Annotated in this window: 33 protein-coding genes and 1 pseudogene; 17 read left to right on the top strand and 17 right to left on the bottom strand. The window is 72.5% G+C overall.

Translation table 11 applies throughout. The features are described from left to right. The first annotated feature begins 8 nt into the window (after positions 1-8). Positions 9-458: an RICIN domain-containing protein gene (locus tag ACWGR4_RS07500; RefSeq protein WP_380001702.1), complete on the top strand. Its 450-nt coding sequence runs from the start codon at positions 9-11 to the stop codon at positions 456-458. 48 nt (positions 459-506) lie between these two features. Here the strand turns inward: ACWGR4_RS07500 and ACWGR4_RS07495 are convergent, their stop codons facing one another. Together ACWGR4_RS07495 and ACWGR4_RS07490 are read right to left on the bottom strand one after the other, a co-directional pair. Further along, positions 507-1,019 (bottom strand): GtrA family protein, encoded by a 513-nt coding sequence (locus ACWGR4_RS07495; RefSeq protein ID WP_452128528.1) that lies wholly within the window; start codon positions 1,017-1,019, stop codon positions 507-509. A 221-nt stretch (positions 1,020-1,240) separates the two neighbouring features. Beyond that, positions 1,241-2,464, bottom strand: coding sequence for a beta-ketoacyl-[acyl-carrier-protein] synthase family protein (locus ACWGR4_RS07490; RefSeq protein WP_380001698.1), 1,224 nt, complete (start codon positions 2,462-2,464; stop codon positions 1,241-1,243). 419 nt (positions 2,465-2,883) lie between these two features. On the opposite strand from ACWGR4_RS07490, the gene ACWGR4_RS07485 reads away from it, so the two are divergent. Then, complete coding sequence (locus tag ACWGR4_RS07485; RefSeq protein ID WP_380001696.1) at positions 2,884-3,723, top strand: N-acetylmuramoyl-L-alanine amidase; 840 nt, start codon at positions 2,884-2,886, stop codon at positions 3,721-3,723. A 79-nt stretch (positions 3,724-3,802) separates the two neighbouring features. Here ACWGR4_RS07485 and ACWGR4_RS07480 read toward each other — a convergent pair whose 3' ends face one another. The 3 genes from ACWGR4_RS07480 to ACWGR4_RS07470 form a co-directional block, all read right to left on the bottom strand. Beyond that, positions 3,803-3,976 carry a hypothetical protein gene (locus tag ACWGR4_RS07480; RefSeq protein WP_380001694.1) on the bottom strand — a complete coding sequence of 58 codons (174 nt, stop codon included), beginning with the start codon at positions 3,974-3,976 and terminating at the stop codon, positions 3,803-3,805. A 160-nt stretch (positions 3,977-4,136) separates the two neighbouring features. Beyond that, positions 4,137-4,529 carry a DUF3037 domain-containing protein gene (locus tag ACWGR4_RS07475; RefSeq protein ID WP_078974045.1) on the bottom strand — a complete coding sequence of 131 codons (393 nt, stop codon included), beginning with the start codon at positions 4,527-4,529 and terminating at the stop codon, positions 4,137-4,139. Continuing rightward, positions 4,529-5,362 carry a HipA family kinase gene (locus ACWGR4_RS07470; RefSeq protein ID WP_380001692.1) on the bottom strand — a complete coding sequence of 278 codons (834 nt, stop codon included), beginning with the start codon at positions 5,360-5,362 and terminating at the stop codon, positions 4,529-4,531. Before ACWGR4_RS07470 ends, ACWGR4_RS07475 begins: the two co-directional genes overlap by 1 nt. A 74-nt stretch (positions 5,363-5,436) precedes the next feature. On the opposite strand from ACWGR4_RS07470, the gene ACWGR4_RS07465 reads away from it, so the two are divergent. The 8 genes and pseudogenes from ACWGR4_RS07465 to ACWGR4_RS07430 all read left to right on the top strand — a co-directional run bounded on the left by ACWGR4_RS07465 (position 5,437) and on the right by ACWGR4_RS07430 (position 10,440). Next, complete coding sequence (locus ACWGR4_RS07465; protein WP_452128529.1) at positions 5,437-6,240, top strand: ATP-grasp domain-containing protein; 804 nt, start codon at positions 5,437-5,439, stop codon at positions 6,238-6,240. Positions 6,241-6,347: 107 nt separating this feature from the next. Further along, positions 6,348-6,842: a MarR family winged helix-turn-helix transcriptional regulator gene (locus ACWGR4_RS07460; protein WP_452128530.1), complete on the top strand. Its 495-nt coding sequence runs from the start codon at positions 6,348-6,350 to the stop codon at positions 6,840-6,842. 123 nt (positions 6,843-6,965) lie between these two features. Next, on the top strand, positions 6,966-7,949 hold the full coding sequence (locus ACWGR4_RS07455; RefSeq protein ID WP_452128531.1) for an SDR family oxidoreductase: 984 nt from the start codon (positions 6,966-6,968) through the stop codon (positions 7,947-7,949). A 464-nt stretch (positions 7,950-8,413) separates the two neighbouring features. After that, positions 8,414-8,665, top strand: coding sequence for a hypothetical protein (locus tag ACWGR4_RS07450; protein ID WP_452128532.1), 252 nt, complete (start codon positions 8,414-8,416; stop codon positions 8,663-8,665). A 342-nt stretch (positions 8,666-9,007) separates the two neighbouring features. Next, positions 9,008-9,164, top strand: a pseudogene (locus ACWGR4_RS07445) (NUDIX hydrolase); the annotation flags it as partial. Positions 9,165-9,274: 110 nt separating this feature from the next. Next, positions 9,275-9,805, top strand: coding sequence for a flavoprotein (locus ACWGR4_RS07440; RefSeq protein WP_452128533.1), 531 nt, complete (start codon positions 9,275-9,277; stop codon positions 9,803-9,805). Between the two features lie 66 nt (positions 9,806-9,871). Beyond that, positions 9,872-10,195, top strand: a complete 324-nt coding sequence (locus ACWGR4_RS07435) for a DUF6247 family protein (protein WP_380001678.1) — start codon at positions 9,872-9,874, stop codon at positions 10,193-10,195. Continuing rightward, the gene (locus ACWGR4_RS07430) at positions 10,192-10,440 is read left to right on the top strand and encodes a type II toxin-antitoxin system RelE family toxin (RefSeq protein ID WP_380001676.1); all 249 of its coding nucleotides are present in this window, start codon (positions 10,192-10,194) and stop codon (positions 10,438-10,440) included. Before ACWGR4_RS07435 ends, ACWGR4_RS07430 begins: the two co-directional genes overlap by 4 nt. Before the next feature lie 171 nt (positions 10,441-10,611). Here ACWGR4_RS07430 and ACWGR4_RS07425 read toward each other — a convergent pair whose 3' ends face one another. Together ACWGR4_RS07425 and ACWGR4_RS07420 are read right to left on the bottom strand one after the other, a co-directional pair. Further along, on the bottom strand, positions 10,612-11,850 hold the full coding sequence (locus ACWGR4_RS07425; RefSeq protein ID WP_380001674.1) for a cytochrome P450: 1,239 nt from the start codon (positions 11,848-11,850) through the stop codon (positions 10,612-10,614). Between the two features lie 122 nt (positions 11,851-11,972). Further along, a complete protein-coding gene (locus ACWGR4_RS07420; protein WP_380001672.1) occupies positions 11,973-12,551 on the bottom strand; it encodes a TetR/AcrR family transcriptional regulator in 579 nt (192 codons plus the stop codon). Between the two features lie 252 nt (positions 12,552-12,803). On the opposite strand from ACWGR4_RS07420, the gene ACWGR4_RS07415 reads away from it, so the two are divergent. Continuing rightward, on the top strand, positions 12,804-13,412 hold the full coding sequence (locus tag ACWGR4_RS07415) for a hypothetical protein (RefSeq protein ID WP_452128534.1): 609 nt from the start codon (positions 12,804-12,806) through the stop codon (positions 13,410-13,412). A 33-nt stretch (positions 13,413-13,445) separates the two neighbouring features. Here the strand turns inward: ACWGR4_RS07415 and ACWGR4_RS07410 are convergent, their stop codons facing one another. Together ACWGR4_RS07410 and ACWGR4_RS07405 are read right to left on the bottom strand one after the other, a co-directional pair. Next, positions 13,446-13,928 carry an NUDIX domain-containing protein gene (locus ACWGR4_RS07410; protein ID WP_380001668.1) on the bottom strand — a complete coding sequence of 161 codons (483 nt, stop codon included), beginning with the start codon at positions 13,926-13,928 and terminating at the stop codon, positions 13,446-13,448. Between the two features lie 94 nt (positions 13,929-14,022). Continuing rightward, the gene (locus ACWGR4_RS07405; RefSeq protein ID WP_380001666.1) at positions 14,023-14,589 is read right to left on the bottom strand and encodes a TetR/AcrR family transcriptional regulator; all 567 of its coding nucleotides are present in this window, start codon (positions 14,587-14,589) and stop codon (positions 14,023-14,025) included. A gap of 226 nt (positions 14,590-14,815) precedes the next feature. Here ACWGR4_RS07405 and ACWGR4_RS07400 point away from each other — a divergent pair, with 226 nt between their 5' ends. After that, entirely contained in the window at positions 14,816-15,730 is a 915-nt protein-coding gene (locus ACWGR4_RS07400; RefSeq protein WP_452128535.1) for a TIGR03620 family F420-dependent LLM class oxidoreductase, read from the top strand. 19 nt (positions 15,731-15,749) lie between these two features. Here the strand turns inward: ACWGR4_RS07400 and ACWGR4_RS07395 are convergent, their stop codons facing one another. From ACWGR4_RS07395 to ACWGR4_RS07380, 4 genes are read right to left on the bottom strand one after another with little or no spacing between them, the layout of a single operon-like run. Further along, positions 15,750-16,256, bottom strand: a complete 507-nt coding sequence (locus tag ACWGR4_RS07395; RefSeq protein WP_452128536.1) for an N-acetyltransferase — start codon at positions 16,254-16,256, stop codon at positions 15,750-15,752. 36 nt (positions 16,257-16,292) lie between these two features. Continuing rightward, complete coding sequence (locus tag ACWGR4_RS07390) at positions 16,293-16,925, bottom strand: hypothetical protein (RefSeq protein ID WP_452128537.1); 633 nt, start codon at positions 16,923-16,925, stop codon at positions 16,293-16,295. A 14-nt stretch (positions 16,926-16,939) separates the two neighbouring features. Further along, complete coding sequence (locus ACWGR4_RS07385; RefSeq protein WP_439677795.1) at positions 16,940-17,656, bottom strand: 2OG-Fe(II) oxygenase; 717 nt, start codon at positions 17,654-17,656, stop codon at positions 16,940-16,942. Then, positions 17,653-18,159 carry a methylated-DNA--[protein]-cysteine S-methyltransferase gene (locus ACWGR4_RS07380; protein WP_452128538.1) on the bottom strand — a complete coding sequence of 169 codons (507 nt, stop codon included), beginning with the start codon at positions 18,157-18,159 and terminating at the stop codon, positions 17,653-17,655. Before ACWGR4_RS07380 ends, ACWGR4_RS07385 begins: the two co-directional genes overlap by 4 nt. A 226-nt stretch (positions 18,160-18,385) precedes the next feature. Here ACWGR4_RS07380 and ACWGR4_RS07375 point away from each other — a divergent pair, with 226 nt between their 5' ends. Both ACWGR4_RS07375 and ACWGR4_RS07370 read left to right on the top strand, forming a co-directional pair. Then, complete coding sequence (locus tag ACWGR4_RS07375) at positions 18,386-18,937, top strand: GNAT family N-acetyltransferase (RefSeq protein WP_452128539.1); 552 nt, start codon at positions 18,386-18,388, stop codon at positions 18,935-18,937. A 135-nt stretch (positions 18,938-19,072) separates the two neighbouring features. Then, entirely contained in the window at positions 19,073-20,284 is a 1,212-nt protein-coding gene (locus ACWGR4_RS07370) for a serine hydrolase domain-containing protein (RefSeq protein WP_452128540.1), read from the top strand. A 12-nt stretch (positions 20,285-20,296) separates the two neighbouring features. Here the strand turns inward: ACWGR4_RS07370 and ACWGR4_RS07365 are convergent, their stop codons facing one another. Together ACWGR4_RS07365 and ACWGR4_RS07360 are read right to left on the bottom strand one after the other, a co-directional pair. Next, complete coding sequence (locus ACWGR4_RS07365; protein WP_380001652.1) at positions 20,297-20,632, bottom strand: VOC family protein; 336 nt, start codon at positions 20,630-20,632, stop codon at positions 20,297-20,299. A 75-nt stretch (positions 20,633-20,707) separates the two neighbouring features. Then, positions 20,708-21,403: a TetR/AcrR family transcriptional regulator gene (locus ACWGR4_RS07360; RefSeq protein ID WP_452128541.1), complete on the bottom strand. Its 696-nt coding sequence runs from the start codon at positions 21,401-21,403 to the stop codon at positions 20,708-20,710. Positions 21,404-21,516: 113 nt separating this feature from the next. On the opposite strand from ACWGR4_RS07360, the gene ACWGR4_RS07355 reads away from it, so the two are divergent. Then, on the top strand, positions 21,517-22,152 hold the full coding sequence (locus ACWGR4_RS07355) for an NAD(P)-dependent oxidoreductase (RefSeq protein WP_380001648.1): 636 nt from the start codon (positions 21,517-21,519) through the stop codon (positions 22,150-22,152). 111 nt (positions 22,153-22,263) lie between these two features. Next, the gene (locus tag ACWGR4_RS07350) at positions 22,264-22,647 is read left to right on the top strand and encodes a DUF488 domain-containing protein (protein ID WP_452128542.1); all 384 of its coding nucleotides are present in this window, start codon (positions 22,264-22,266) and stop codon (positions 22,645-22,647) included. A 13-nt stretch (positions 22,648-22,660) separates the two neighbouring features. On the opposite strand, the gene ACWGR4_RS07345 is transcribed toward ACWGR4_RS07350, so the two are convergent. Beyond that, the gene (locus ACWGR4_RS07345; RefSeq protein WP_452128543.1) at positions 22,661-23,851 is read right to left on the bottom strand and encodes an amidohydrolase family protein; all 1,191 of its coding nucleotides are present in this window, start codon (positions 23,849-23,851) and stop codon (positions 22,661-22,663) included. 101 nt (positions 23,852-23,952) lie between these two features. Further along, entirely contained in the window at positions 23,953-24,582 is a 630-nt protein-coding gene (locus tag ACWGR4_RS07340; protein ID WP_380001642.1) for an NADPH-dependent F420 reductase, read from the bottom strand. A 106-nt stretch (positions 24,583-24,688) separates the two neighbouring features. Between ACWGR4_RS07340 and ACWGR4_RS07335 the strand changes: the two genes are divergently transcribed. Further along, positions 24,689-25,060, top strand: a complete 372-nt coding sequence (locus ACWGR4_RS07335; protein ID WP_380001640.1) for a winged helix-turn-helix transcriptional regulator — start codon at positions 24,689-24,691, stop codon at positions 25,058-25,060. The last annotated feature ends 35 nt before the right edge of the window (positions 25,061-25,095 follow it).

Genomic DNA, 25,095 nt, shown 5'->3' with positions numbered 1-25,095 from the left:
AGCGCGGCGTGGGTGGAATCGGCGAGGGTGTGTACGTGGTGCGCAATGTGCACAGTGGGCTCGTGCTCGAGGTCGAGGGGGGCCGGACCGGGGGTGGGGCCCGGGTGGTGCAGGGGGCCGACGACGGGACGACCGCGCAACATTGGCGGGTCTCGGCGGTCCATCCCGGTGGGGCCGTGTATCACCTGGAGCACGTGGTCGCCGGGAAGCGGCTGGACGTGATCGGGGCCTCCGTGGAGAACGGGGCCTATGTACAGCTCTGGCGGGCCAACAACTTCGGCGCCCAGGAGTGGATCCTGGAGGAGCACGCGGAGGAGGCGGGGCGGGTCACGCTGATCAACTACGTCAGCGGGCTGCTGCTCGAGGTCGCCGACGGCAGTACGGAGGTCGGCGGGGCCGTACGGCAGTGGGAGGACACCGACCACCCGTCGCAGTGGTGGACGCTCGAACCACGCTGAGCCCGCGTCCGCCGCCGAAGCGGCCGGGCCGTGCCCGAGGCGCCGCCCCTACGCCGCGGCCACCACCTGGGCGCGTGCCAGCGCGGGCGCGGCCGGGTGGGGCCGGGCGCCCGGGCGGGTGAAGACGAACAGGCGCAGCACCACGAAGCGGCCGATCCCGGCCAGGCCGGACGCGCCCAGGTAGACGCCCTGTTCGACCAGCACGCCCGCGCCCGGGGCCGCCGCGTGCAGGCCCAGCATCGCGGCCGTGGTGACCAGGTACGCGGCCAGCGCGCTGAGCGCGGACTGCCCGTGCGCGCGCAGCCCGGCCCGGCCGCCGCCGAAGGTGAACCGGCTGTGCAACTCGGTGGCGGCCACCGTGGAGACCACGGTCACGAACGCGTTGGCGACCGCGATCGGCATCGTGCCGGAGAGTACGACCAGTGCACCGGAGGAGGCGATCCCGGTACCGCCGCCGAAGACCACGAAGCGCGCGAAAGCGGCGATCGGACCGGACTTCCCGCTCTCGCCGCCCGCCGCCTCGCCGCTGGTGTCCGCGCTGCTCTTCCCCGTGGTCTTCATAGGCTTCAGCCTAGAAACGAATGAGGCAAACGAGCTTCCTGATTCGCTCGATGCACGCGGGATTCTCGATAAAAACACAGAACCAAGCCTGGCGGAAGACACAGCCCCGACGCACCGGGTTTTTCACCACCGGCCCCACGCCCACCACCGGGCGCCCCGCCGCCCGAGTGCGCCCCGACCGCAGCCGATCGGAGCGCTCGCTCCCCGGGTGTCGTCGGGCGCTAGTTGGCCGACGTGAAGACCAGCGTCGCGTTGTGTCCGCCGAAGCCGAAGGCGTTGGCCACCGCGACGTTGAGCGGGCCGACCCTGGGTTCCTTGGCGACCACGTCCAGGTCGATGTCCGGGTCCTGCGAGTCCAGGTTGATGGTGGCCGGGACGACCCCGTCGCGCAGCGCCGACACCGCCGCGACCGCGGCGATCGCGCCGGCGCCGCCGCACAGGTGGCCGAGCATCGACTTGATCGCGGTGACCGCCGCGTGCGTACCGATCGCCTCGGTGATCGACGCGGCCTCCAGCACGTCGCCGGCCGGGGTCGAGGTCGCGTGCGCCTGGATGTGGTCCACGTCGGCGCCGGTGACGCCCGCCTCGGCCATCGCCAGCCGCAGCGCCCGGACCTGGCCGGGGCCGTACCCGGCGGTGATGTGGTTCGCGTCCGAGGTGACCCCGGCGCCGGCCAGGTACGCGTGTACGAACGCACCGCGCGCCGCCGCGAATTCGGCCCGCTCCAGGACCACGAGCGCGGCCCCCTCGCTCATCACGAAGCCGTTGCGCGTGACGTCGAACGGACGCGACGCGGTCGCGGGGTCGCCGCCGTGCGTGGACAACGCGCGGGCCTGCGCGAAGCCGGCGATGGGCAGCGCGCCTATCGTCGCCTCCGCACCGCCCGCGACCACCACGTCGGCGCGGCCGAGGCGGATCAGGTCCAGGCCGTAGGCGATCGCCTCGGAGCCCGATGCGCACGCGCTCACGGGGGTGTACGCGCCGGCCCGGGCGCCCAGTTCCATGCTCACCTGCGCGGCCGGCCCATTGGGCATCAGCATCGGCACGGTGTGCGGGGACACCCGGCGCACCCCGGACTCGGCCAGCAGGTCGTGCTGCGCGAGCATCGTCATGGCGCCGCCCATGCCGGTGCCGACCACGACGGCGAACCGTTCCGGCTCGACCGCCGGCGCGCCCGCGTCCTGCCACGCCTCACGCGCCGCCACCAGCGCGGCCTGCTGACAGCGGTCGAGCCGCCGGGCCTTGACCCGGTCGAGCACCGTCTCGGGGCAGACCTTCATCCGCCCGGCGATCCGCACCGGCAGGTCGGCTGCCCAGGGATCCGTCAGCGCGCCGATTCCCGACTCGCCCGCCAGCAGGGCCGCCCACGTCGAGGGCACATCCCCGCCCAACGGCGTGGTCGCACCCATCCCCGTCACCACCACATCGGTCCTGCCGAGCGACATACAACGCACCCCAGCTCAGTCGAAGCCTTGTCAAAACGCGACACAGACGACCGGCGCACGATCGCGAGCCGGTCACTTGTCTCGCAACGCTGTCAGGGATACGTCGGCGCCGGGGTATCGACACCGATAAAGAGGACGTCCTAATACTTGTGGAGACTCGACAACCGACCGGTAACCGACCCAGCGTCGCAAATCACCCGAAACGCCCCGATACCGGCCGAAGTCAAACGCCCGCGGCCGGCATCTTCGGCCGGCGCGGGATGCGTATCGAGCCGGCCCCGGAGTGGCTCCCGCCGGGGGCATTATCGACGAATCAGGGATGGTTGGCTCGAATTTCCCAAAGATCGGCTAAAACCGTGCGAAGCGTCGTGACCATGGTCATTCGCGACTTTCCCGTAGTCGATCCCAGGGGGACCGCCATGGCCTGGTACTCCGGAGCCACCAAACGTGAACTACAACCCGAATCCGACTCCCAGCCCGGTATCCGCCCCACCCAGTTGATCCTCCACTCGATCGCCGCACCGTGGTCCGGGGAACGGATGTACGAGTACTGGCGCGACTCGACCAACCTGGAGTCGCACTTCGGCTGCGCGTACGACGGGGGTCTGTTCCAGTTCATCGGCACCGAGACCCGCGCCGACGCCAACGCGTCGGCGAACCGGCGGGCCGACGGCACCGGAGCGGTCAGCTGCGAGAGCGCGAGCAACCTGGAGCACACCGATCCGTGGACCGACGCCCAGGTCGCGAGCCTGATCCGGCTGGGCGTGTGGCTGCACCAACGGCACGGCCTGCCGCTGCGGGTGTGCCGCGCCTGGGACGACCCGGGCTACGGCTACCACCGGATGTTCGCCCAGTGGTCGCTGGGCGGCACCGCCTGCCCCGGTGATGCGCGGGTGCGCCAGTTCACCGAGCTGGTCTTCCCCGGGATCGTGGCCGCCGCCACGGGTGGCCCGGACGTCGAGATCCCGGCCCAGCGGCCCGCCGTGGACCTGGCCGAACTGGTCGCGGCGGCGCGTTCGGACCCGGAGCGGCCCGGAACGCCCGTCACCTACATGGGGACGCGCATGGTCGAGAACGCGCTGGTCGCGGAGGGGTTGCTGGCCGAGGGCCTGGCCGACGGGCACTACGGCACCGCGACCGTGCGGGCGTACGCGGAGTGGCAGCGCAGGCTCGGCTACAGCGGCTCCGACGCCGACGGGATCCCGGGCCGCCGTTCGCTGGCCCGGTTGGGTGACCGGCACGGGTTCACGGTGGCGTAGGCGATCCGCGCGCCGCGCGCCGCGCGCCGCGAGTCCGCCGGGGCCCGGAGCGCGGCGCCATACGCCCCGATCGGCGTCGCTATACGCCTCGATCGGTGGCCACGAGCAGGCCCGTGACCATCGCCAGGAGCGACCACACCAGCCACGTCCACGCGACCGCTTCGTAGACCGCGCTGTACAGGCCGAGAATGGTCAGCAGCACGAGCGTGCAGACCACCATGCCGCGACTCTGCGGACCGTAGGTACGGATCATCGTCGCCTCCTCCGTCGGAGTCCGGGAACGCACCCGTGCGAGCCACGGTAGCGCAGCGCGTTCGACCACCGACAGATCACGACCGGTCACAAACGCTCAGCGTGCGGGGCCGGCGTCCGAGGAATGGCCGTACCCGTCACCACACGGATGGCCGCACCCGTCACAACACCAGGAGGTCGAACAACCGATCCAGGTCCGCCGCCGGGTTCGCGGTCAACCCGCCGTGTACCGGGCCCGGTTGCACGATCGTGCTGCGCGGCGCGGTCAGCCAGCGAAAGCGCCGGCCGAGCGGTTCCGCGCCCGGCGCGCCGGCCGACTCGCTGCCCGCGCACACCAGCTCCCACGCGGCCAGTACCGCCCTGGCCTGGGTCGGGTCGGCCTCCGGGTCGAGCGCGCACAACCTGGACTGCTCGACGTGCGTACGCGCGCCCAGGAAGTCGAATGCCTGGCTGTACAGGGCCACCCCGACATTCAGACACTCCCCGCGCTCCACGCGCGGCACCAGCCGGATGATCGAGTACTCGAAGAACTCCCGCTGCACGGCCATCGTCATCACTTGAGCCAATCCGGACGGTTCGACGGCTGCGCGGCGCCCTGGCGCGCGGACACCTCGGGCGCGATCTCCGGCAACCACGCGCGCGGGGCGGCGGCGCGGGCCAGCAGGTGCGCGATGTACGCCTCGCGCAGCGCGCCGGGACGGTCCAGGCCGAGCGCCCGCTCCGCGTCGCCCGGTTCCAGCCACTCGTCCGGGACCAGTGCCAGCACTTCGGTCAGCAGCTCGCGGGTGATCCTCGGGGCCAGCTCGGCGTCGGCCTTGAGCAGGCCCGGTCCGCCGAGCGCGGCCAACACGTGGTCGCTCGCGTCGAACGGGCGCGTGGCGGCGGACGCGGCGGCCTGCCACGCGTGGTGGAACCACAACGAGGCGCCGTGGTCGATCAGCCACAACCGGCCGTGCCAGACCAGCAGGTTCGGGTTGCGCCAGGAACGGTCCACGTTGGAGGTGAACGCGTCCAGCCACAACACGCGCGCGGCCAGTTCGGGGTCCGGCTCCCAAGTGGCGGGGGTGAAGTCGGCCGAGCCCGGCAGGAAGTCCATTCCGAGGTTCAGCCCGGCGCTGGCCTGCACCAGCTCCTGTACCTCCTGATCCGGTTCGCCGCGCGCGATCACCGGATCCACCTCGACCCGCACCAGCGCCGGCACCGGCAGCCCGAGCCGACGCGCCAGTTCGCCCACCACGACCTCGGCGACCAACACCTTGGGCCCCTGCCCGGCACTGCGGAACTTGACGACATACGTGCCGAGGTCGTCGGCCTCGACGAGCCCGGGCAACGAGCCGCCCTCACGCATGGGCGTGACGTAACGAATGGCATGGACCAGGGGAAGCATGCCCGAAACAATGCCACGCCCTCGACGCCGAAAAACACTCGCCCCGCCGCGCCCGTCCCCGACACCCTGGGCCGATGACCCACACCGACCGCGTCCTGGTCCTGTCCCCACGCAGCACCGACACCGACCGAGCCCTGGCGAGCGCCGCCCATCGCCGCGACCTGCCGGTACGCCGCCTGCACACCTGGCAGGCGCCGGACGACCTGATGGGCACGCGGGCGCACCTGTACGCGGGGCCGCTGTTCGCCGACGCGACCGCGCGCGATCTGGACCTGGGTCTGCTGGAGGCGCCGGAGGACTGGTTGGCGCGGCTGCCGGTCGAACTGACCCGGCGGGAGATCACCGCGACCACGTTGGCGCACGCGTGGACGCTGCGTCGGCCGATGTTCGTCAAGCCGCCGAACGACAAGTCGTTCCCGGCCAGGGTGTACCGGGACGGCACCCAGCTGCCGGGCAGCGACGCGGCGGACCCGGACACCGCGGTGCTGCTCAGCGAGACCATCGTGTTCCGGGCGGAATACCGGCTGTTCTGCCTGGACGGGGCGGTGCACGCGGCGTCGCGGTACGCCGTCGACGGCGACCTGGACATCGCGCCGATCGCGGCGTGCCGGCGCGGTCCGGACGCGCTCGCCTTCGGCGCCGACGTGCTGGCGGCGGCCGGGGCGGACCTGCCCTCGGCGATCGTGGTGGACGTGGGCGGCACCGACACGGGCTGGGCGGTCGTCGAGGCCAACGCGGCCTGGGCCTCGGGGGGCTACGCGTGCGAGATCGACCGGGTGCTGGACGTGGTGCTGCGCGCCGGTGGGCCGCGCCGGGAACTCCCGGCACGGGACGCGGCGTTTGTCCGGCACGCCCCCGTCGTTCGGGACCGGGGGTGACGACTCGGGGCCGGCGGGCGACACGGCGATGGGGCCGGGCGACCGGTCCGGAGACAATGGGTGTACCCGGATCCATCAGGATCCCCGCTCCTCGGGACGTGACACGCGTGAGTTCGCCGGAATCCAGCTCGGCGCCGATCGGCGACCTGTTCATGCGCCTGGCCAAGCGCATCCGGATCCGCGCCGGCCGCGAACTCGCCCCGTTGGGCCTGACCCCCGCCCAGGCGCACGCGATGAAGGTGCTCGTGCACGCCGGTGAGCCGCTGCGGATGGCGGACCTCGCCGCGCGCCTGGAGATCGTGCCGCGCTCGGCGACGACGGTGGTGGACGACCTGGCGGCGCGCGGATTGGTCCGGCGCAGCGCCTCGGCGGTGGATCGGCGGGCGACGTTGGTGGAGCCGACGGAGCAGGGGCGCGCCGAGGTGCGTCGGATCCGGGCGATCCGTCAGGGCGCGGGGGCGGCCGTGTTCGATCGGCTGGGCGAGGCGGACCGGGCCGAGCTGCTGCGGTTGTTGCGGTTGTTGGATCGGGAACTGGCCGAGCAGGAGTCGGTGGAACGGGACGGTGCGGGGCATCCGTGCGCGCGCGGGTCGGCGCGGTGAGTGGGGGTGCGGGGGCCGGGTCGCCGCTGTGGATGCCCGAGTCGTCCCGGGTCGACGCCCGGGTGATTCCGCCGAGAGCAGAGGATCCTTCCCGTGGCGGCCGTACGCGGGCAGAGTCTGATCATGAGAACTTTGATCCTGGGTGGTTCCGAATTCGTCGGCCGGGCCCTGACCGACGCCGCGCTCGCCAGGGGTTGGGACGTCACCGTGTTCAACCGCGGTCGGTACGAACTCCCGCCCGAGGTACGCCCGTTGGTCGGTGATCGCACCGTCGAGGGTGGTCTGGCGGCGCTGGCCGACGGCGAGTGGGACGTGGTCCTGGACACGTGGAGTGCCGCACCCAGGGCGGTGCGGGACACGGCCGACCTGCTGGCCGACCGGGTCGGGCGCTATGTGTACATCTCCACGTGCTCGGTGTACGCGGAGCCGACGCTCGCCGGGGTGGGCGAGGAGGCGCCGTTGGTCGAGGGTTCGCCCGACGACGGCGACGTGGCGTACCCGATCGCCAAGCGCGGCGCCGAGATCGCCATCGAGCGGGCCTTCGGCGACCGGTACGTGCACGCGCGCGCCGGCCTGATCCTGGGACCGCGCGAGAACATCGGCCGCCTCCCGTGGTGGCTCAACCGGATCGCCCGAGGCGGCCCCGTGGTCGCACCCGGCCCGCGCGAGTCCCCGCTGCAGTTCATCGACGCGCGCGACCTGGCCGAGTGGTCGGTGCACGCCGCCGAGGCGGGCCTGAGCGGCCCGTACAACCTGATCTCGCCGACGGGCCACACCACGATGGGCGAACTGCTCGACCTGTGCGTGCGGGTCACCGGCTCCACCGCCGAACTGCGCTGGATCGACCCGGAGACGATCCTGGCCGCCGACGTGCAGCCGTGGATCGAACTGCCGGTGTGGGTCCCGGCGGGCGAGGACTACAACAGTATCCACCGCCGCGACGTGAGCAAGGCCCTGGCCGCCGGCCTCCGCATCCGCCCGACAGCGGAAACCGTGGCCGACACCTGGACCTGGCTCCGCACCCTGGGCGGAGTGGCCCCCCAACGCCCCGACCGCCCGGTGGTCGGCCTGCCCCCGGAAAAGGAAGCCGAACTCCTCAAGTCCTGAGAGGCCAAGGCGCCGTCGGCAACCCGGACCCCCGGCGGCGCCCCCCGGGGGGGACGCGAGCCCGCCCGCACCCTGAGCCGAAGCGGTTGGCACACGCCCCGGCGCACGTTGCGGTATGCCCACGGCTTTGCGCGCCGGCTGCCTGTTACCCGGATCGCGATGTCACCCTGAGGGCATGGACCACGACCTCCGCGACCCCGACCGGCCGACCATCGCCACCACCATCAATGGCGTCCCCACCGAACTCCCCGGCCCCCTCGTCGACATCCGTGCCGCCCTCCCCGAAGACCGGCGCGACGCCTTCGACAAGGAGATCGGCAACGCCCCTCTCAAGGACCTGGCCGCCATCGCCGTCCACTGGGCCATCCCCCGGAGGAGCACGCCCGCATCGACGCCGACGCCGAGCGCATTCGCTCCGGCGACCTCACCGGCGTCGTCGACATCGACGGGAACCCGGTTGAGCCATGAGCAGCTACTACGTGCAGTACTCCGACCGGGCCCGCAGCGAATACGCCGCCCTCTCCGCCTCGACCCGCCTCGACCCGCCGCGACTTCGACCGCGCGGTAGCCGCCATGGCCCGCGATCCCTACGCCCACGGCGCCGCCATCCGCGCAACAAGGACCGGCGCTCGGCGTGCCTCGCGGGGGTGATCACCGAGTACGAGATCAGCCGCGACGTCCTGGTGGTCACCATGCTCAAGGTCGTCGGGATCTGAACCAACGACGAGCCTCGCGACCACCACGCCCGACTCCCGCCCCATTCGTTCCCCAGTCGCCCGCCCGGCAAGGACAGGCTCGCGCAGGGCTCGCCCAACGCGTGAACGACCTCGGGACATCGACCTGGACGCACGGGCCGACGGATCGTCCGGCACCGCCCTTCCGAGCCCACGTGGCCGCATCGGGCGGGCTGGACGCCGCGCAGGGCGTGGAGTCCCGGCGCCTCGCGGATCGCCCGCACGGGATGCACCGCGAGTTCGCCCCACACACGGGTGTGCCGACCGTGCGTGAGGTGGCCGAGAGGGTCGAGGCTGTCCTGGCGATGCCCTACCGGCGGGCAACGCCGCGAGCATGTCGGTGAGCCCGAGGACGCGTTCGAGTCGGATCGGGTCGAGTGGGTGCCGCTGAAAGAAGTGCCGGACCTGATCGCGCGCGGGGAGATTCGTTCCGCCAACGCGGGCCGCGCTGCTCATGCTGCACCGGCTCCATGGACTGTAACGCCGGCCGAGGCGGTCGCGGTGGGAGCCGCGAGGCGCGCCCTCCGGCAACTGTGCCTGCGTCGGCTCCACCGGACACAGACCCGCGTCGGGCGCTCGTAGGCTTCACGCATGACGCATCGTGTGCTGTACGTCGTGGCCGGGGCTGCTCCTGCGCTGCGTGGGCTCGGGAGCCTGGTCCACGCCGTTCGCGCGGACGGCTGGGACACGTTTGTCACGCTCACTCCGACCGCCGCGGCATGGCTCGCCGCGAGTCTCGACGACCTGGCGGCCATCGCGGGCCGTCCGGTGCGCACCCGCGAGCGCGGGCCCGACGACCCGCGGCCGTTCCCGGCCCCGGATGCCCTGCTCGCCTGCCCGTTGACCTTCAACACCCTCAACAAATGGGCACTCGGCATCTCCGACAACGTAGCCCTCGGCACCCTGAACGAGGCGCTGGGCGCAGGCATCCCGGTGGTCGCCGTGCCTTGGTTCAAGAGCGCCCTGGCCGCGCACCCGGCCTCCGTCCGGAGCCTGGACACCCTGCGCGCCTGCGGTGTCGGCCTGGTCCTCGACGAGGACGGCTCACCACTCGACGGCGACGACGAACACGACTGGTCCACGGTAATCGGCCGCCTGCCCGCCCTCGACCCGGGCGCATAACCCGCGCGTGCTCCATCCGAGTGCGCCGGCTACCGATCACGGTGGGCACGATGCCACGCTGACGGCATGGACGACACCCGCGACCCGCGCGATCCCGACGTCACGATCCACACCGGCGGCGCCCTCTGGCCCACCCCCGGCCAAATCCGCGCCGAACTCCCCGACGACGCCCGCGCCCAGTTCGAACAGGACTACCAACACGCACTGCGCGTCGCGGCCGAACTCGGCGACCTCGCCCAACTCGCCAACATCCTCGAACCTTGGCAACGGCGCCTCATCCACCACCGCGCCGGCGACTACGACGACATTCTCGACCGCGCCCGAGCCGTCCGCGCCGGCGAGGACGTGGGGGCGATCCCCCTCGCCCGACTCCAAGAGGCGGACCGGTGAGCTACACGATCGAGTACCACCCGAAGGCCGAGTTGGTCCGGCGGACCCTGCCACGCACTGCCCTCAACGCTCTCGACACCCTGGAGCACCGGCTACAGCGCGACCCGTGGGGTGCCGGGAAACGCATGGCCGGCGGTCTGAAGGACACCCTGGAAGCGCCGTTCGGCCGCTTCGGGTTCGCCACCTACGTAGTCCAGGACACGCGGGTACTGGTCAGCGTCATCAGCCTCACCTGGACCGGCTGACCATCACCGGACGCCGAGCACGCCCACCCGCCGCGTGTCGGGCCCCGCGGATGGGGTCGCACGGATGTACGGAAACCTTGTCCCATCACCGTGCCGGACCGCGGGAAGGCGCCGCCCGCTGCTCCCGGGAGTGGGCGGCGCCTGCTTGGGGTGGCCCGTGGTCGGGCCCGGCTACTTGGCCGTGTAGTGGACCTGGAGTTCCTTGATGCCGTTGATCCAGGCGTGGCGGAGGCGCCTCGCGTCGGCGGCCTTGGTGATGTCGGGCATCGCGTCGGCGATGGCGTTGAACATCAGGTTGATCTCCATGCGCGCGAGCGAGGCGCCGAGGCAGAAGTGCGGGCCGCCACCGCCGAAGCCCAGGTGCGGGTTGGGGCTGCGGGTGATGTCGAACTTCGTCGGGTTCTCGAACACGTCCGCGTCGAAGTTGGCCGAACTGTAGAAGATGCCGACCCGCTGGCCCGCCTTGATCTCCTGGCCGCCGAGCACGGTGTCCTGGGTGGCGGTGCGCTGGAAGGACATCACCGGTGAGGAGTAGCGCACGATCTCGTCCGCCGTGGTCTCCGGGCGCTCCGCCTTGTACAGCTCCCACTGGTCGGGGTTGTCGAAGAACGCCAGCATCCCGTGCGTGATCGCGTTGCGCGTGGTCTCGTTGCCGGCCACGGCCAACAGCAGGACGAAGAAGCCGAATTCGTCGGAGGACAGGCTGCCGTCGGATTCGGCGGTGATCAGCCGGGTGACGATGTCCTGCGCCGGGCACGCCTTGCGCTCCTCGGCCATGCCCATCGAGTACAGCATCAGCTCGGCGGCGGCCTGCGCGCCCGCCTCCTGGGTCTCCGCGTACTCGGGGTCGTCGTAGCCGAGCATCTTGTTCGACCACTCGAAGATCTTCCGGCGGTCCTCCTGCGGTACACCGATCAGTTCCGCGATCGCCTGCAGGGGCAGTTCGCAGGCGACCTCGGTGACGAAGTCGCCCGAGCCCTTGGCCTTGGCGTCCGCCACGATCTGCGCGGCGCGTTCGGTCAGCGCGGCCTGGAGGGCGTTGATCGCCCGGGGCGTGAAGCCGCGCTGGACGATGCTGCGCAGCCGGGTGTGCTCCGGCGGGTCTATGTTGATCATGATGAGCTTCTGCGCATCGATGTTGGACATGTCCATGCCCTCGGCGAAGCGGATGATCGCGGTGTTCTTGTTCGTCGAGTAGATCTCCGGCTTGGTGGAGACCTCCTTGACGTCCGCGTGCCGGGTGACCAGCCAGTAGCCGTCGTCGCCGAAGTTGGACACCTCGGGCGTCTGCGGGACCCATACCACCGGGGACGTCTTGCGCAGCAGCGCGAACTCGTCGAGCGGGATGCGCGTGGTGTACAGGTCGGGGTCGGTGGGGTCGAAGCCGTGGTCGAGGACCGGACACGTCATGGTGGAACTCCCGTTGCCGGAGGGTGTGCGAGGTCGCCGCGGGATCCGGCCGGGGACGGGTGCCGAACGTCGCGGTGGAGCGGTGGTGCGATGGAGCGGTGGTGCGGTGAGCGCGTGCTCGATCAGGCCCCGGCGACCGGGCCCGGCGCCCTGCGGCGCGGGCCCAGGAGCTTGCGGACCACACCGCGCAGGATGCGGCCCAGCTCGTCGTCGGGCAGTTCGGGGAAGGCGGCGACGGCGGAGTAGATGCCACCCATCGCCACCGCCGTCGACACGCGGTATTCGATCGAGTCGTCGACGTCGTCGAGGACTTCGCGCACCCGCGCGGTGATCGAGGCGAGTCGGGGCTGAATGGCGGGGTGGCGGCCTATCGCGACGTCCCGGTCGAGGATGACGGCGAGGGTGCGATACCGGATGAGGAAGTCGACGTACCCCTCGAACAGCAGGCGTTGGCGAGCGGTGGTGCCACGCCTGCTCTCGGCGACCTCCAACACCCGGTCCAGATCGTTCAGGGCCGGGCGCAGCAGGGCGTCGAGCAGTTCGTCCTTGGTCCGGAAGTGGTAGTACAGGGCCGCCTTGGTCACCCCGACACGGTCGGCGATGGCCTGCAACGAGGTGCCGGCGAAGCCGTGTTCGCCGAACAGCTCCTCTGCCGCCAGGAGCACCCGGTCGTAGGTGTCCTCCGGTGCCGGAATCGCCACGGGTCCCCCTTCCTGTTGGCCATGAACATACGTCGACCTTTGCCAATCGACAAGGCTGATGGGCCGTCAATTTTGATCCTGGAACGGCTGTTCACAAGGAAACCGGCTTGCCGCTCGGCCAGGAGTGGACCCGGACGGGCTGACGATCCGGCCGGGCGGTGATCACCCGTCGCCCGCACCTCGTTCACACCCCGATCGCACCCGCCCACCCGAATCGCCCCGCCGCACACGACGCGCCGGTAGGTTGCCGCCATGAGCGACTTCGAGGCCCGCATCGAGGCCGAGCGGCAGCGGTCGGCCGGCCCGGCATCCGGCGTCGGCCCGACCGCGGCCGCACGTCGACCCGCCGACTGGGCCGCGGTCGCCGAGCGCGTCGAGGCGCTGCTGGCCGCGACGGCGGCCGAGTTCGACCGCCGGGGCATCGCGGCACTACCCGTACTCGGCTACCCGCCGCCCGGAATACGCTCGCGACTCACCGGCCGCCGACCGATCGTCGTGGCGCACCGCCGACCGGTGCGGGACCTGTTCTCGCTCGACCACGCGGGTCGCCCGTTCCGGGAGCGCGACCCGTTCCCGGCCCGGCAGATCTGGCTGCGCACGTCGCATCCGGGCCGGGCCAGGACCCTGGAGGCGGCCGTACTGCGCGCCGGCCTGACCCCGGACACCCTGATCCTCGACGAGGGCCCACCCATCCCCCTCGACCCGGAGGAGGCCGCCCGCGAGGGCCGGTTGGGCGGCCGCTTCGCCGTCGCGGCCGACGGCACCCTGCTGGTGTACCCGACGGCGGTGCACGCCCCACCGATCCCGCTCGTCGAAGCGCTGACGGCCGCCGTGACGGGCGACGGCACCACGCACCGCTAGGCACCACGCACCGCCGGCCCACGGCCGCCCGATTCACTCCACGCCCTCCACGTACATCCCCCCACCACTCGCCCGCGCCCGCAGCGCCGCCCGCAGGCGCGCGGCCCGCCCCGCCGGCATCGCCGCCGCGCCCTGATCCGGCGTCAGCAGGTGCCACGCCCGCAACTCGTCGGCCTGGAGCCGGATTTCCCCGATCCGATCGGCCGTCAACACACCCCCGTCGAACAGCCAGCGCATACCGCCGCGATGCCCGCCCGCCGGCGCCACCCACTGCGCCACGAGCAGGTTCGGCGCACCGTCGAGCACGATCCCCAACTCCTCCCGGACCTCCCGGACGCAGCCCTCCCACGGCGACTCCCCCGGTTCCAGGATCCCGCCGGGAAACTCCAACCCCGGCTTGTAGTCCGGTTCGACGAGCAGCACCCGCCCCTCGGCATCGAAGAACAACGCCCCCGCGGCGCCGGTGATCCGCACGTCCGCCGCGTCTTTCGCACGCCCATTCGCCTGACTGTCCATGCTCCGCAGTCTGGCCGAGCCGCCCGCACGCGCTCCGAGCGGGTCGCCGCGCATCCCACCCACGTGTTCACCCGGCCGCCGACGCGGCGCGTACTCAGCCGCGCGTCGCCAGCCCGAAGACCACCACGTCGAGCAGCCGGGGCAACCGCTCCGGATCGTCCACCTCACGCTGCTCGTGCGCCCACGCGATCCCGTGCGCGAGGGTGAACAACCCGTCCGTGTCGATGTCGGCGCGCACCTCCCCCACCGCCTGCGCGCGGGTGAGCAGAGCGGCGCCGGCCTCGCGCATCGCATGGCAGGAGGCGTACAACTCCGACGTCTCGTCGGCGAGCGTGGCCATCAGCGTCGCGCTCATCCCCCGGAACGTACCGGCCCCCTCGATCAGCAACCGCAACCACGTGGCCAGCGCGTCCCGCGCGCCGTCGGCGTCGCGCAACGCCGCGGCCCGCGCGGTGAGGCCGTCGTACCGGTCCCGCACCACCGCCTCGACCAGCGCGTCGCGCGTCGGGAAATGCCGGTACAGCGTCCCGATCCCGACCCCGGCCCGCCGGGCCAACTCCTCCAGCGACGCATCGACGCCCTGCTCGCGGAACACCACCCGGGCCTCGGCGAGCAGCCGCTCGTAGTTGCGCCGCGCATCGGCGCGCATCGGCCGGCTCATCGGCACTCCCTCTCGAACGACACCACGATTGTCAAACGGAGCCTGCCTCCATATGGTGGAAGAGGCAAACCGGAGGACCCCTCCGGAATACCGGGCGGAGCCGTGCCCCCGGGCGAAGCCCTGTCTACAGGCGGAGCCCCGCCCACCGGGCGAAGCCATGCCGCGAGGCACCGCGGGCCCGACCCGCGCCCCACCCGCACACCCCGACGAACCGAAACGGAACCCGATGACGCACGACAAGACCGCCCTCGGCCGACTCGGCCTGTGGACCTTCGCGTTCGACGGTCGACCCGCCGGCGCGGTACGCGACGCGGCCGCCGAGATCGAGGCCCTCGGCTACGGCGGCCTGTGGGTCGGCGAGGGCATCGGCCGCGAGGCCACGACGCATGCCCAACTCCTGCTGTCGGCCACGCGTACGCTCCCGGTCGCCACCGGCATCGCGATCATGTCCGAGCGCACCCCGCGCCTGATGGCCGCCGCCGAGGCCACGCTCAACGAGGCGTATCCGGGCCGCTTCGTGCTGGGCCTGGGCGGCCACCGCGCCGCCGGGCAGGCGGACGTCCCCGGCATGCCCAAGGCGAACACCGCCCCGGCCGTCGCGGGCGTCGGCGCGTACCTCGACGAGATGGACGCCGCCGTACTCGTCGGCGACCCGCCCGAGCGCCCCGCCCGCCGTGTGCTCGCCGCCCTCGGCCCCGGGATGCTCGCCCTCGCCGGCCGCCGGACCTGGGGCGCGCACACCTATCTGGTGACGGTGGACCACACCGCGCTCGCCCGGGAGACGATGGGCCCGGACCCGTACCTGTCCGTGGCGCTGACCGTGGTCCCGTCCCCGACCGCCGACCCGACCCGGGCCCTGGAGGTCGCGCGCGGCTTCGTGGCCGGCTACCAGGCCGCCCGACACCAGGTGAACAACCTCCGCCGACTCGGCTTCAGCCAGGCCGAACTCGACGGCGAGGGCACGCGCCTGGTCGACTCCCTGTTCGCGATCGGCGACACCGAGACCATCGCCAAGCGCATCCGCGAACACCTCGACGCGGGCGCCGACCACGTCTGCCTCCAGGTCCTCACCCCGGACCAAGGCCGCATCCCGCTCGACGAATGGCGCGAACTTGCGGCGCTTATACCGGAGTTCGCCTGAACAAGCCGGGCGCACGTCCCTACCGAGGGGCGTAGACCACGTGCTCGAAGGGCCACCGGGCGGCGAGCCACGCGGACACCTCGTGGTGGAGCGGAGCATCGAGGTCGGCCCGATCGGCCCGCACCCACGAGCGCACGTTGGTGATCGACGGATCGTCGCGGTCGGGGTAGATGTACACGCACCCGATGACGTCCTCGATGCCCTCCGCGCTCTCGGCGCCCTCCGCGCTCTCGACGCCCTCCGCGCCCCCGACGGCGAGCACCGTATAGGTGAATCCCACCCGCCGCGCGAAGTCGTCCGCGTGCTTGACCAGGTCGCGCAGGTTGTCCGCCGGGGCCATGCCCTCCGGCGGCGGCCAGTGGCGGCCGGCGAATCCCGGCGTGGCGCGGATGTGGTCGATGCTCGAAGTCCACGCGGCGAGGTCGGCCTCGTTGTGCCGGGCCGCCAAGGGCTCCAGCCGGAAGGACGGCGTGCTCGGCGGCGGGGGGATCACGAAGTCGTCGGGGACGAGAGTGCGTTCGGCCATGATCGGAGCGTACGACAGGAAGCCGGGGGTCACGCTCTATTCCTCTCCCGCGTCCCTGATCGCACCCGCCAACGACGCGAACCCATACGTGCGTTCCGGGTCCCAATCGGTACTCCGCAACAACCGCTCCCGCATCCCCGCCCACCCCCGCGCCGCGCCCGCCACCACCCAGGCGTCCGGCGCCTGGGCGGTCAACCGCAGTGCCGGGCGCAGCCACGAGGCGGCCTGCTCGGGCCAGGAGACGACGCTCACCACCTCGCCCGGCCAGGCCGCCGCGAGCGCGTGTGCGGCGGCGGTGGACGCGCGGTCCCGGCCGTGTCCGATCGCCAGCGTGCGCCGACCGGCCAACTTCCGGAGCAGGTCGGCCAGTTCCGCCTCGGTGTGCGGCGCGGGCGGGCAACCCTTCCAGCGGGCGTACTCGGCCGGCAGGCACACCGCGCAGGGCCGGAACCCCGCCGCCACCGCGTCCGCCTCGGTCGCGAAGAAGACCCGGCTCGCCACATAGCCGCCGCGCGCGATCGCCCGCAACGCGCTGCGGCAGTCCAGCCGCCCGTACAGCCGGCCGTTCGTGGTTCCGCCCAGGGTGCCGGCGGTCGCACTGCGGTAGGGCCGCCCGTCCGGCCCGATCAGCGTGTACCCGCCACCCGCGCCGGCGGCACCGTCGTTCACGGCACGCACGGCACTCACGCCGCGTCGTGGAAGACGAGGCCGAGAGTGCGGCGCCGGCCGGAGTGGACCGTGCTGACCCCGTGTCGGATCGGGGCGGCCGACCAGCCCCGGGCCGAGCGGATCGGCCGGTCCCGGGTGGTGAAGACCAGCCCGTGCCCCTGCGGCAGGCTGATCGCGGTGCCGCGCGACTGCGCCCGGAAGCGCTGTTCGGCCAACAGGAATTCGCCACCCGTGTAGTCGACGCCGGGCTCGTCGAGGCCGATCACCACCTGCAGCGGGAAGACCAGGTCGCCGTACAGGTCGCGGTGCAACGCGTTCCAGTCCCCCGGCCCGTAGCGCAGCAGGATCGGCGTCGGCCGGGTCTGGCCCGCCGCATGACACATCGTCAGCCACTCGTCCAGGGTGTCCGGCCAGGGCGCCGGCCGGCCCAGCCGCTCCGCCCACGCGCGCGCGATCGGCAGCAGATGCGGGTAGCAGGACGCGCGCAGCGCCGCGATCGGCTCCGGGACGGGTGCGGCGAAGTAGCGGTACTGCCCGGCGCCGAACCGGTGTCGGGCCATGTCGATCGTGGCCCGGAACAGTTCGGGTCGGTCGTACAGGTCCGCGATCTCCCGGCAGGTGTCAGGGTCCAGGATCCGGTGGGTCAGCGCGTGGCCGTGTTCGTCGAGGCGCGCGGCGAGGTCGGTGCCGGTCGCCGGTTCGGCGGCGAAGAGGGTGTCCACGGCGCTCACCCCAGCCGCGCCGGCAGCGCGCCCTCGTGGTCGAGCAGGTACTCCTTGCGGTCGAGCCCGCCGGCGTAGCCGCGCAGCGCACCGTCGGCGCCGATCACCCGGTGGCACGGGCGGATCAGGAGCAGCGGGTTGGCGCCGATCGCGGTGCCCACCGCGCGGACGCCCGCCCGCGAGGTGCCCACACGTTCGGCGATCGCGCCGTACGTGGTCGTGGTGCCGTACGGGATCTCGTCGACCGCGGCCCAGATCCGCTCCTGGAAGGCCGAGCCGCGCGGGGCCAACGGCAGGTCGAAGTCGCGCAGTTCGCCCGCGAAGTAGGCGCCGAGTTGGCGCACCGGCTCGGCGAACACGGTCGCGTCGGCGCGCGAGTGGGCGGCTACCCGAGCCCCACCTTTCTGGCCGGGTACGGACAGCGAGGTCAGTGCGACCGTGCCGTCGGCTCGCTCCTCGCCGATCAGCAGCAGCTCGCCGAGCGGGCTGTCGAGGGTGGTGTGGACGGTCATCATGGCACCTTTCGCCAAGACCGCGGCCGCGGGCCGCGAGTACCGATCCCGGTGCGACACCGGGGCTTCCACCACCCACTGTGCGCGATCCGCGGCGCACCGTCCGGCGGGAATCGGACATGGCGTTGAGGGCCGAAGGCACCTCGCGTCGCGGCCCGATCCGGCGGTGTACGGAAGCCCGAAAATGCGTTCCCCGAGCCGCCGCCGGATCATGCACGATGGTTCCATGATCGAAACCGACCGCCTCCTGCTCCGCCGCTGGCACGACGACGACCTGCCCGCGCTCACCGCGATGCACGCCGACCCCGAGGTGATGCGCTATGTCGGCGGCGGCCTGCCGCTTACCCCCGAAGAGAGCGCAGCGGCCCTGGCCCGCTACGAACGCGACTGGGAGGCACGCGGGTTCGGCCTGTTCGCGATCGAGTTGCGTACGCCCGACCCGGGCCCGGTCGGCACGGTCGTCGGCTGGGCGGGCCTGGCCGTACCGGAGTTCCTGCCGGAGATCCTGCCCGCCGTCGAGATCGGCTGGCGACTGGCGCGGCCGTATTGGGGTCACGGCATCGCCACCGAGGCCGCCGTCGAGGTGCTGCGCTTCGCGTTCGAGTACGCCCGTGTCCCGCGCCTGGTGAGCGTATGCCACGTCGACAACGCCGCCTCGGCCAACGTGATGACGAAGCTCGGCATGACCGAGGAGCGCCGCACCGTGGTCCCGGGCCGCGGCAATCCGGTCCTGGTCACCGAACTCTCCCGGGGTCGCTACCTGCGCGGCCGGGCCTGACCGCCCGCCGCGTACCGCTCGCGTCGTCCCGTGCGTCGATGCTCTACTGATGCGCGGCTCCGGCCGCCGCCCGGTCCGATCCGGTTCGATCCGATCCGATCCGAGACGAGTGCGCACAACAGGGAGAGTGGCGTCGTGGGTTCTGCTTCGGGTATTCCGCGCTGGGGTCGGACCGTGCCGGCCCTGGCCGGGGCCGCGGCCGGGGCAGTGTGGCTCTGGCGGCATCAGGGCGATCTGATGATGCGGCGTCCGGTGAACGAGTGGACCTTCACCCACATGCACGCGCTGATGCCCAAGACCGTCGTCCCGCGCGCCGCGACGCCGTCCCCGTGGCCGGAGCGGCCCGAGGCGATCGAGGCGACCTACACCCTCGACCGGGTCGAGCGCCCGCTCGCGGACCTGCACGCGCGCACCTTCACCACGTCGTTCCTGGTGCTGCATCGCGGGGCGATCGTGCACGAGAGCTATCCGGGCCGCTGCGCCGGGCCGGGTGTGCGCTTCCAGGCGTTCTCCCTGACCAAGTCGGTGACCTCGATCCTGGTCGGCATCGCGCTGGCCGAGGGCGCGATCACGAGTCTGCACGACCCGGTCGTGACGTACTGCCCCGACCTGGCCGGGACCGCGTTCGAGGGGCCCACCGTCGAGCAGGTGTCGGACATGTGCAGCGGCGTGGGCGCGGTCGAGGACTGGACCGTCCCGGAAAGCGCGATCAACCGCTTCGAACACGCGGTCACCGGCGGCGGATCGATCCTGGACGTGATCCGCTCGCTGCCCCGGATGAGCCCGCCGGGCACCGCGTTCAACTACTCGACGATCGACACGCAGGTGCTGGGGTGGGTCCTGGAGGGCGCGACGGGGATGCCGATCGCGGAGTACGCCGCAAGCCGGCTGTGGTCCCGGATCGGCACCGAGGACGACGCGTACTACTTCCTCACCCGGGGCCGCCCGCGCACCGCGCTCGGCGGCGGCTCGCTCAACGCGAGCACTCGCGATCTGGCCCGGATCGGCCTGCTGATGGCCCGCGACGGCGAGTGGGCGGGCGAGCGGATCGTGCCGAAGGAGTGGGTGGCGCGCAGCCGCGGCCGCGACGTTCCGCACATCGCGGTCGGCGCACTCGGCCCGAGCGGCCGACCGCACTACGGCTATTCCGATCAGTGGTGGACCCTCGGCGGCGCACGGCGCGCCTTCACCGGCATCGGCGTCTTCGGCCAATACCTCTACGTGGACCCCGAAGCCGACGTCGTCATCGTCAAGACCAGCGCCTGGCCCACCGCCGACGACGAATCCCTGGACCGGGAGACCATCACCGCGTTGCGGTCGTTGGCGGACCACCTGAACCGGCGCTGAGTCCGGGCGCCGCTACCCCGAGACGCAGAACTCGTTGCCGTCCGGGTCCTGCATGGTGGTCCAGTTCAGTCCGGGCGCGCTGCGATCCCCCACCACCGTGGCGCCGAGCCCGACCAGCCGGTCGACCGCCGCGACGCGGTCGGGGGCGGAGAAGTCGATGTGCAGCCGGTTCTTGCCGACCCGCGGCTCCGGCACCTGCTGGAAGCCGAGGACCAGCGGCTCGGCCGCGACCATGACGAACTCGCCGAAGTCCTGGGCGATCTCCACGCCCAGCGCGTCCGCCCACCAGGCGGCGAGCCGGCCCGCGTCGGCGCAGTCGATCGTGATCATGTGAGGTGTCAGTTCCATGCGCGCACGATATGAGCCCGGGCCGACATCGCGGGCGGACCTCCGCTGCCCGGAGTGTCGCAGCCCGCGTCGACATCAGGTGCGGGCGATGCCGCGCATCAGCGTGCGGGCGGTGCTCGCGGCGAATTCGGCCACGGGCGGGCCGTCCTCGACGCCCATGAAGTGCCGCAGGAACGCCCGCTGGTAGCACGCGCCCAGGAGCAGCGCGGCGGCCGCGTGGGGGTCGGCCTCGGGCGCGATCCGGCCCCGATCGCGCTCCACCGCGAGGTAGTCGGCGAGCATGCGCAGCGGTACCTGCGGACCGGCGCCGATGCCCCGCAGCGCCTCGCGGTGCCGGTGCAGCAGCGCGGGTTCGGCGAACAGTGACGAGGCGATCGGCATGCTCTCCTCGTAGAACTCCACGGCGCGGCGCACGATCGCCGCCAACCGCCGCTCCACGTCGCCGCCGCCCGCGTCCGCGCCCGCCCCGGACACGGCCGACACGGCCGATTCACCCGTCTCGCCCGACTCGCTCGCCTCGCCGGAGAGTTGCGCGAGCAGCGGACCCAGTGGCGGCAGCCGCTCCTGGAGGACCGCGACGAACAGTTCCTCCTTGCCGGTGAAGTGCTTGTACAGCGCGGCCTCCGAGCACCCGGCGGCGCGCGCGATCTCCTTCGTGGTGGTCCGCGCCAGGCCGAGCGTACGCATCAGATGCTCGGCGGCGTCGACGATGCGCTGCCGGGTGGGCGCCGGCGCCTGCCGGTCCGCGCCCGAGTGGGGCGAGTGGTGCATCGGGGCGGTCGTCCGTTCGTCGTGGGCGGTCCGGGGCCGGGCTTGACGTAGTGGTGAGCAAGTATTCACCATGGAGGGGTGAGTGAACACTCACCCACCTCGGGAGGCGACACATGAGGCTCACCGTTCTCGGCGCGACGGGCGCCACCGGCGGACACGTCCTGCGGCAGGCCGCGGCGGCCGGACACAAGATCACGGCCGTGGTCCGGGCACCGTCCCGGCCCGACTTCGAACACCCGAACATCGACGTCGTCCGGGCCGACGTGACGAATCCGGCCGAGTTGCGCGAGGCGATCGACGGGCACGACGCGGTGCTCTCCGGCATCGGCCCGCGCAACCGCAAGGCCACCGGGATCGCCGCCGCCGCGACCGCCGCGATCATCACCGCGATGGCCGACACGGGCGTGCGGCGCCTGGTGACGATCAGCGCCGCGCCGGTGGGCCCGACACCGTCCGAGGACTCGATCCTCGTCCGCAAGGGCCTGATCCCGATCCTGCGCTCGATGCTCAAGGACGTATACGCGGACCTGGCGGCGATGGAGGCCGAACTCGCCCGCAGCGACACCGACTGGACCGCGATGCGACCGCCGAAGCTGACCAAGGCGGCCGTCACCGGTGTGTACCGCACGCAGATCGGCGGCAGCGTGCCACGCGGCGCCACGATCGCCCGAGCCGACGTGGCACACGCGATGCTCGCGGTCATCGACGACCCGGCGACGTACCGCCAACCGGTCGGCATCGCGTACTGAACCCGCGCCGAACACGCACACGCGAGCGCACGCGCGGCCCGATGGTGGGACCGCCCGGCGGCGGGGTACACGCGGGCATCCGGCACCGACCCCCAACCGGAGGCAGCCACCATGGCCCAGCGCACCTCGGCCGGCGGACCCACCATCGCCGTCCGCCGCGTCTACGACCCGGTCGACCCGGACGACGGCCTGCGGGTCCTGGTCGACCGCCTGTGGCCGCGCGGAATCACCAAGGCCGACGCCCATCTCGACGACTGGGCCAAGGAGTTGACCCCGTCCACGGAGCTGCGCCGCGCCTTGCACGGCGGCAGTCTCACCGAGGCCGAATTCCGCGCCCGCTACCGCGCCGAACTCGATTCCCCGGCAGCCGAATCCGCCCGCACCGCGCTACTGACCCGAGCCGGCACCGGGCGGGTGACCCTGCTCACCGCCGTCCGCGATCCGTCCCACAGCCACGTCCCGGTCCTGATCGCATACCTGACCGAAAAGACCTGAAGACCTGAAAGACCTAGGCCAGGTCCGCCCAGGTCCCGCCGACCATGACCGCCCTGACGGCGGTGAGTGCCTCGATGTGGCTGACGGGGTCGCCCTCGCACAGCAGCAGGTCGGCGTCGTGGCCCGCGCGGAGGCGGCCCTTGCGGGTGCCGAGGCCCACCGCGTCGGCGGCGAGGGAGGTGGCGGACGCGAGGGCGTCGGTCGCCGCGACGCCGCCAAAGACCAGGTCGGCGACGGCCGCCGGCAGGCTTCCGTGCGGCTTGGCGGCGCTGATTCCCGAGTCCGCTCCGGAGACGATGCGGACCCCGGCGCGGTGGGTGCGGGCCACATGGGCGAGCCGGACCTCCCTGGTCGCTCCGATGCGCTCCAGCAACTCCCTGGCCGCCGGCGGCGGGAGCGCTTCGGGGTCGGTTCCGAGCGTGGGGCACACGGGGATGCCCCGGGCCGCGAGTCGGTCCAGCAGGTCGTCGGAGATCCGCACGCCCTGCTCGGTCAGGCAGGTCAGGTGCTCGATCCCGTCGGCGTGCGCGGCGAGGGCCTGTTCGACGGCGGGCAGGTTGTGCGCGTGCACCGTCACCGGCAAGCCGGCGGCGTGTGCCTCGTCCACGATCAGGCGCAGCTCCGCCTCGGTGAACTGACAGTGCATCAAATCGGTGCCCGGGGTCATCGTGCCGCCGCTGCCCATCACCTTGACCACGTCCGCCCCGCGCTCGGCCCGCTCGCGCACCGCCGCGCGCAGTTGCTCCGGCCCGCCGGCCTGGGTACCGAATCGCCAACAGTGGCCCCCGGCGCTGGTGATCGGCGGCCCCGCGGCCAGGATCGTCGGCACGGCCCGTCCGTCCGGCGCCCGATCGCGCCGCCGCAGCACCGACCAGTCGCGGTCGCCGAGATCGCGCACCACGGTCACCCCGACGGCCAGTTCGCGCCGCAGCGAGTCGTCGATCACGGCGTCGAGTTCGGCGGCGGAGTACTCGGGCAACCGGTCGAGCGCGCCGTCACGACCGTCGCCGCCGAGGTGGCTGTGCAGGTCGAACAGGCCGGGAAGGATGGTCGCCGTGGGGTGGTCGACCACCTCCCAGCCGTCCGGCACGTGGGCCTCGCCCGGCTCCAGTGCGACGATCCGACCGTCCGCGACGAAGACCGACACCGGCCCGGGCAGTGCGTGTTCGCCGTCGAAGGCGCGTGCGGCTCGGATCACCAGCATGTCGTTCACGTCCCTTCGGGGGGCCGGTCCCTGACACGGCAAACCCTAGCCGGGACCCGGCCGAAGAGACCGGAATACCGACCGAGAGGCACGGGATCGGTCTACCCGTGGGCGTTCTCCAACAGCGGCAACATCGTCCTCGGGTCCTGGCCCGCGAACCACATACCGATCACGATCGCCGCGGTCGCCTCCAGGTAGCCCGCCCGGTCCAGGCCGCCGACCGGCAGCGGTACCGATCCGATGTCGGCGACCAGGGTCTGTGCCACGGCCAGTGCCGTCGGGTCGTCACCGCACAGCGGTACGCCGAGGCCGGTGGCGTGCGGGCCCGCCCACACCTCGGCCGCGCCCAGGTGGAATGCCTTGACCACGTGCGCCCCGGGGGCCGCCGCCGCGAGCGCGTCGGCCGCCGCCGGGCCGCCGTCCGTGGTCAACATCAGGCCGCCCGGTCCGGGGACGATCGGGTTCGAGCAGTCGAGGAGGGCCTTGCCGATCAGGCTCGGCGCCAGCGGCGGGACCACCTCCCCGACCGCCGCGTGCCCGACCGCCACCAGCACCGCCTCCCCATGCCCGGCGGCCTTCGCGAACGTGCCCGCCCGCGCCCCGATCCGCTCGGCGAGCGCCGCGGCCCGCTCCGCCGACCGGGCCCCGACCAGCACGTCATGCCCGGCCCCGACCCACTTGGCCCCCAGCGCCGCCGCCATGTTGCCCGCGCCCAATATTCCGATTCGCATCGCACTTCTCCCATACGACCCACGACGTATGTCTTTCCGACTCCACGACGCTAGGCGCGCCGATGCACACCGTTCGGTAAGTGACGGCCGGGTGAGAATGGGTGCCATGACCGAGCACGAAGGCGAGTACGTCGCCGACTGCCGCGCCCGCGTCGCCTTCGACCTGCTCACCAACCGCTGGAACAGCGTGGTCGTCTACGCGCTGGCCGACGGCCCGATGCGCCCGGGCGCGCTGGCCGCGCGGATCGGCGGGATCAGCGCGAAGGTCCTCACCGAGACGTTGCGCCGGCTCGAATACCACGGCCTGGTCGAGCGCCGTACCTATGCCGAGGCGCCACCGCGCGTCGAGTACGCGCTGACCGACCTGGGCGAATCCCTCCTGGTCCCGTTCCGGGCGCTGGGCGAGTGGTCCCTCGAATACGGCCACCGCGTCCTGGCCGCCCAGGACGCGGCGGAGGCCGCGGCGAACACCGGATAGCACCCGCCGCGGCCCCGACCTCGTCGACGAACACC

The organism is Embleya sp. NPDC055664 (assembly GCF_053618075.1).
Note: the sequence above shows the minus strand (reverse complement) of the source record. Positions and strands in the feature narration are given on the sequence as shown.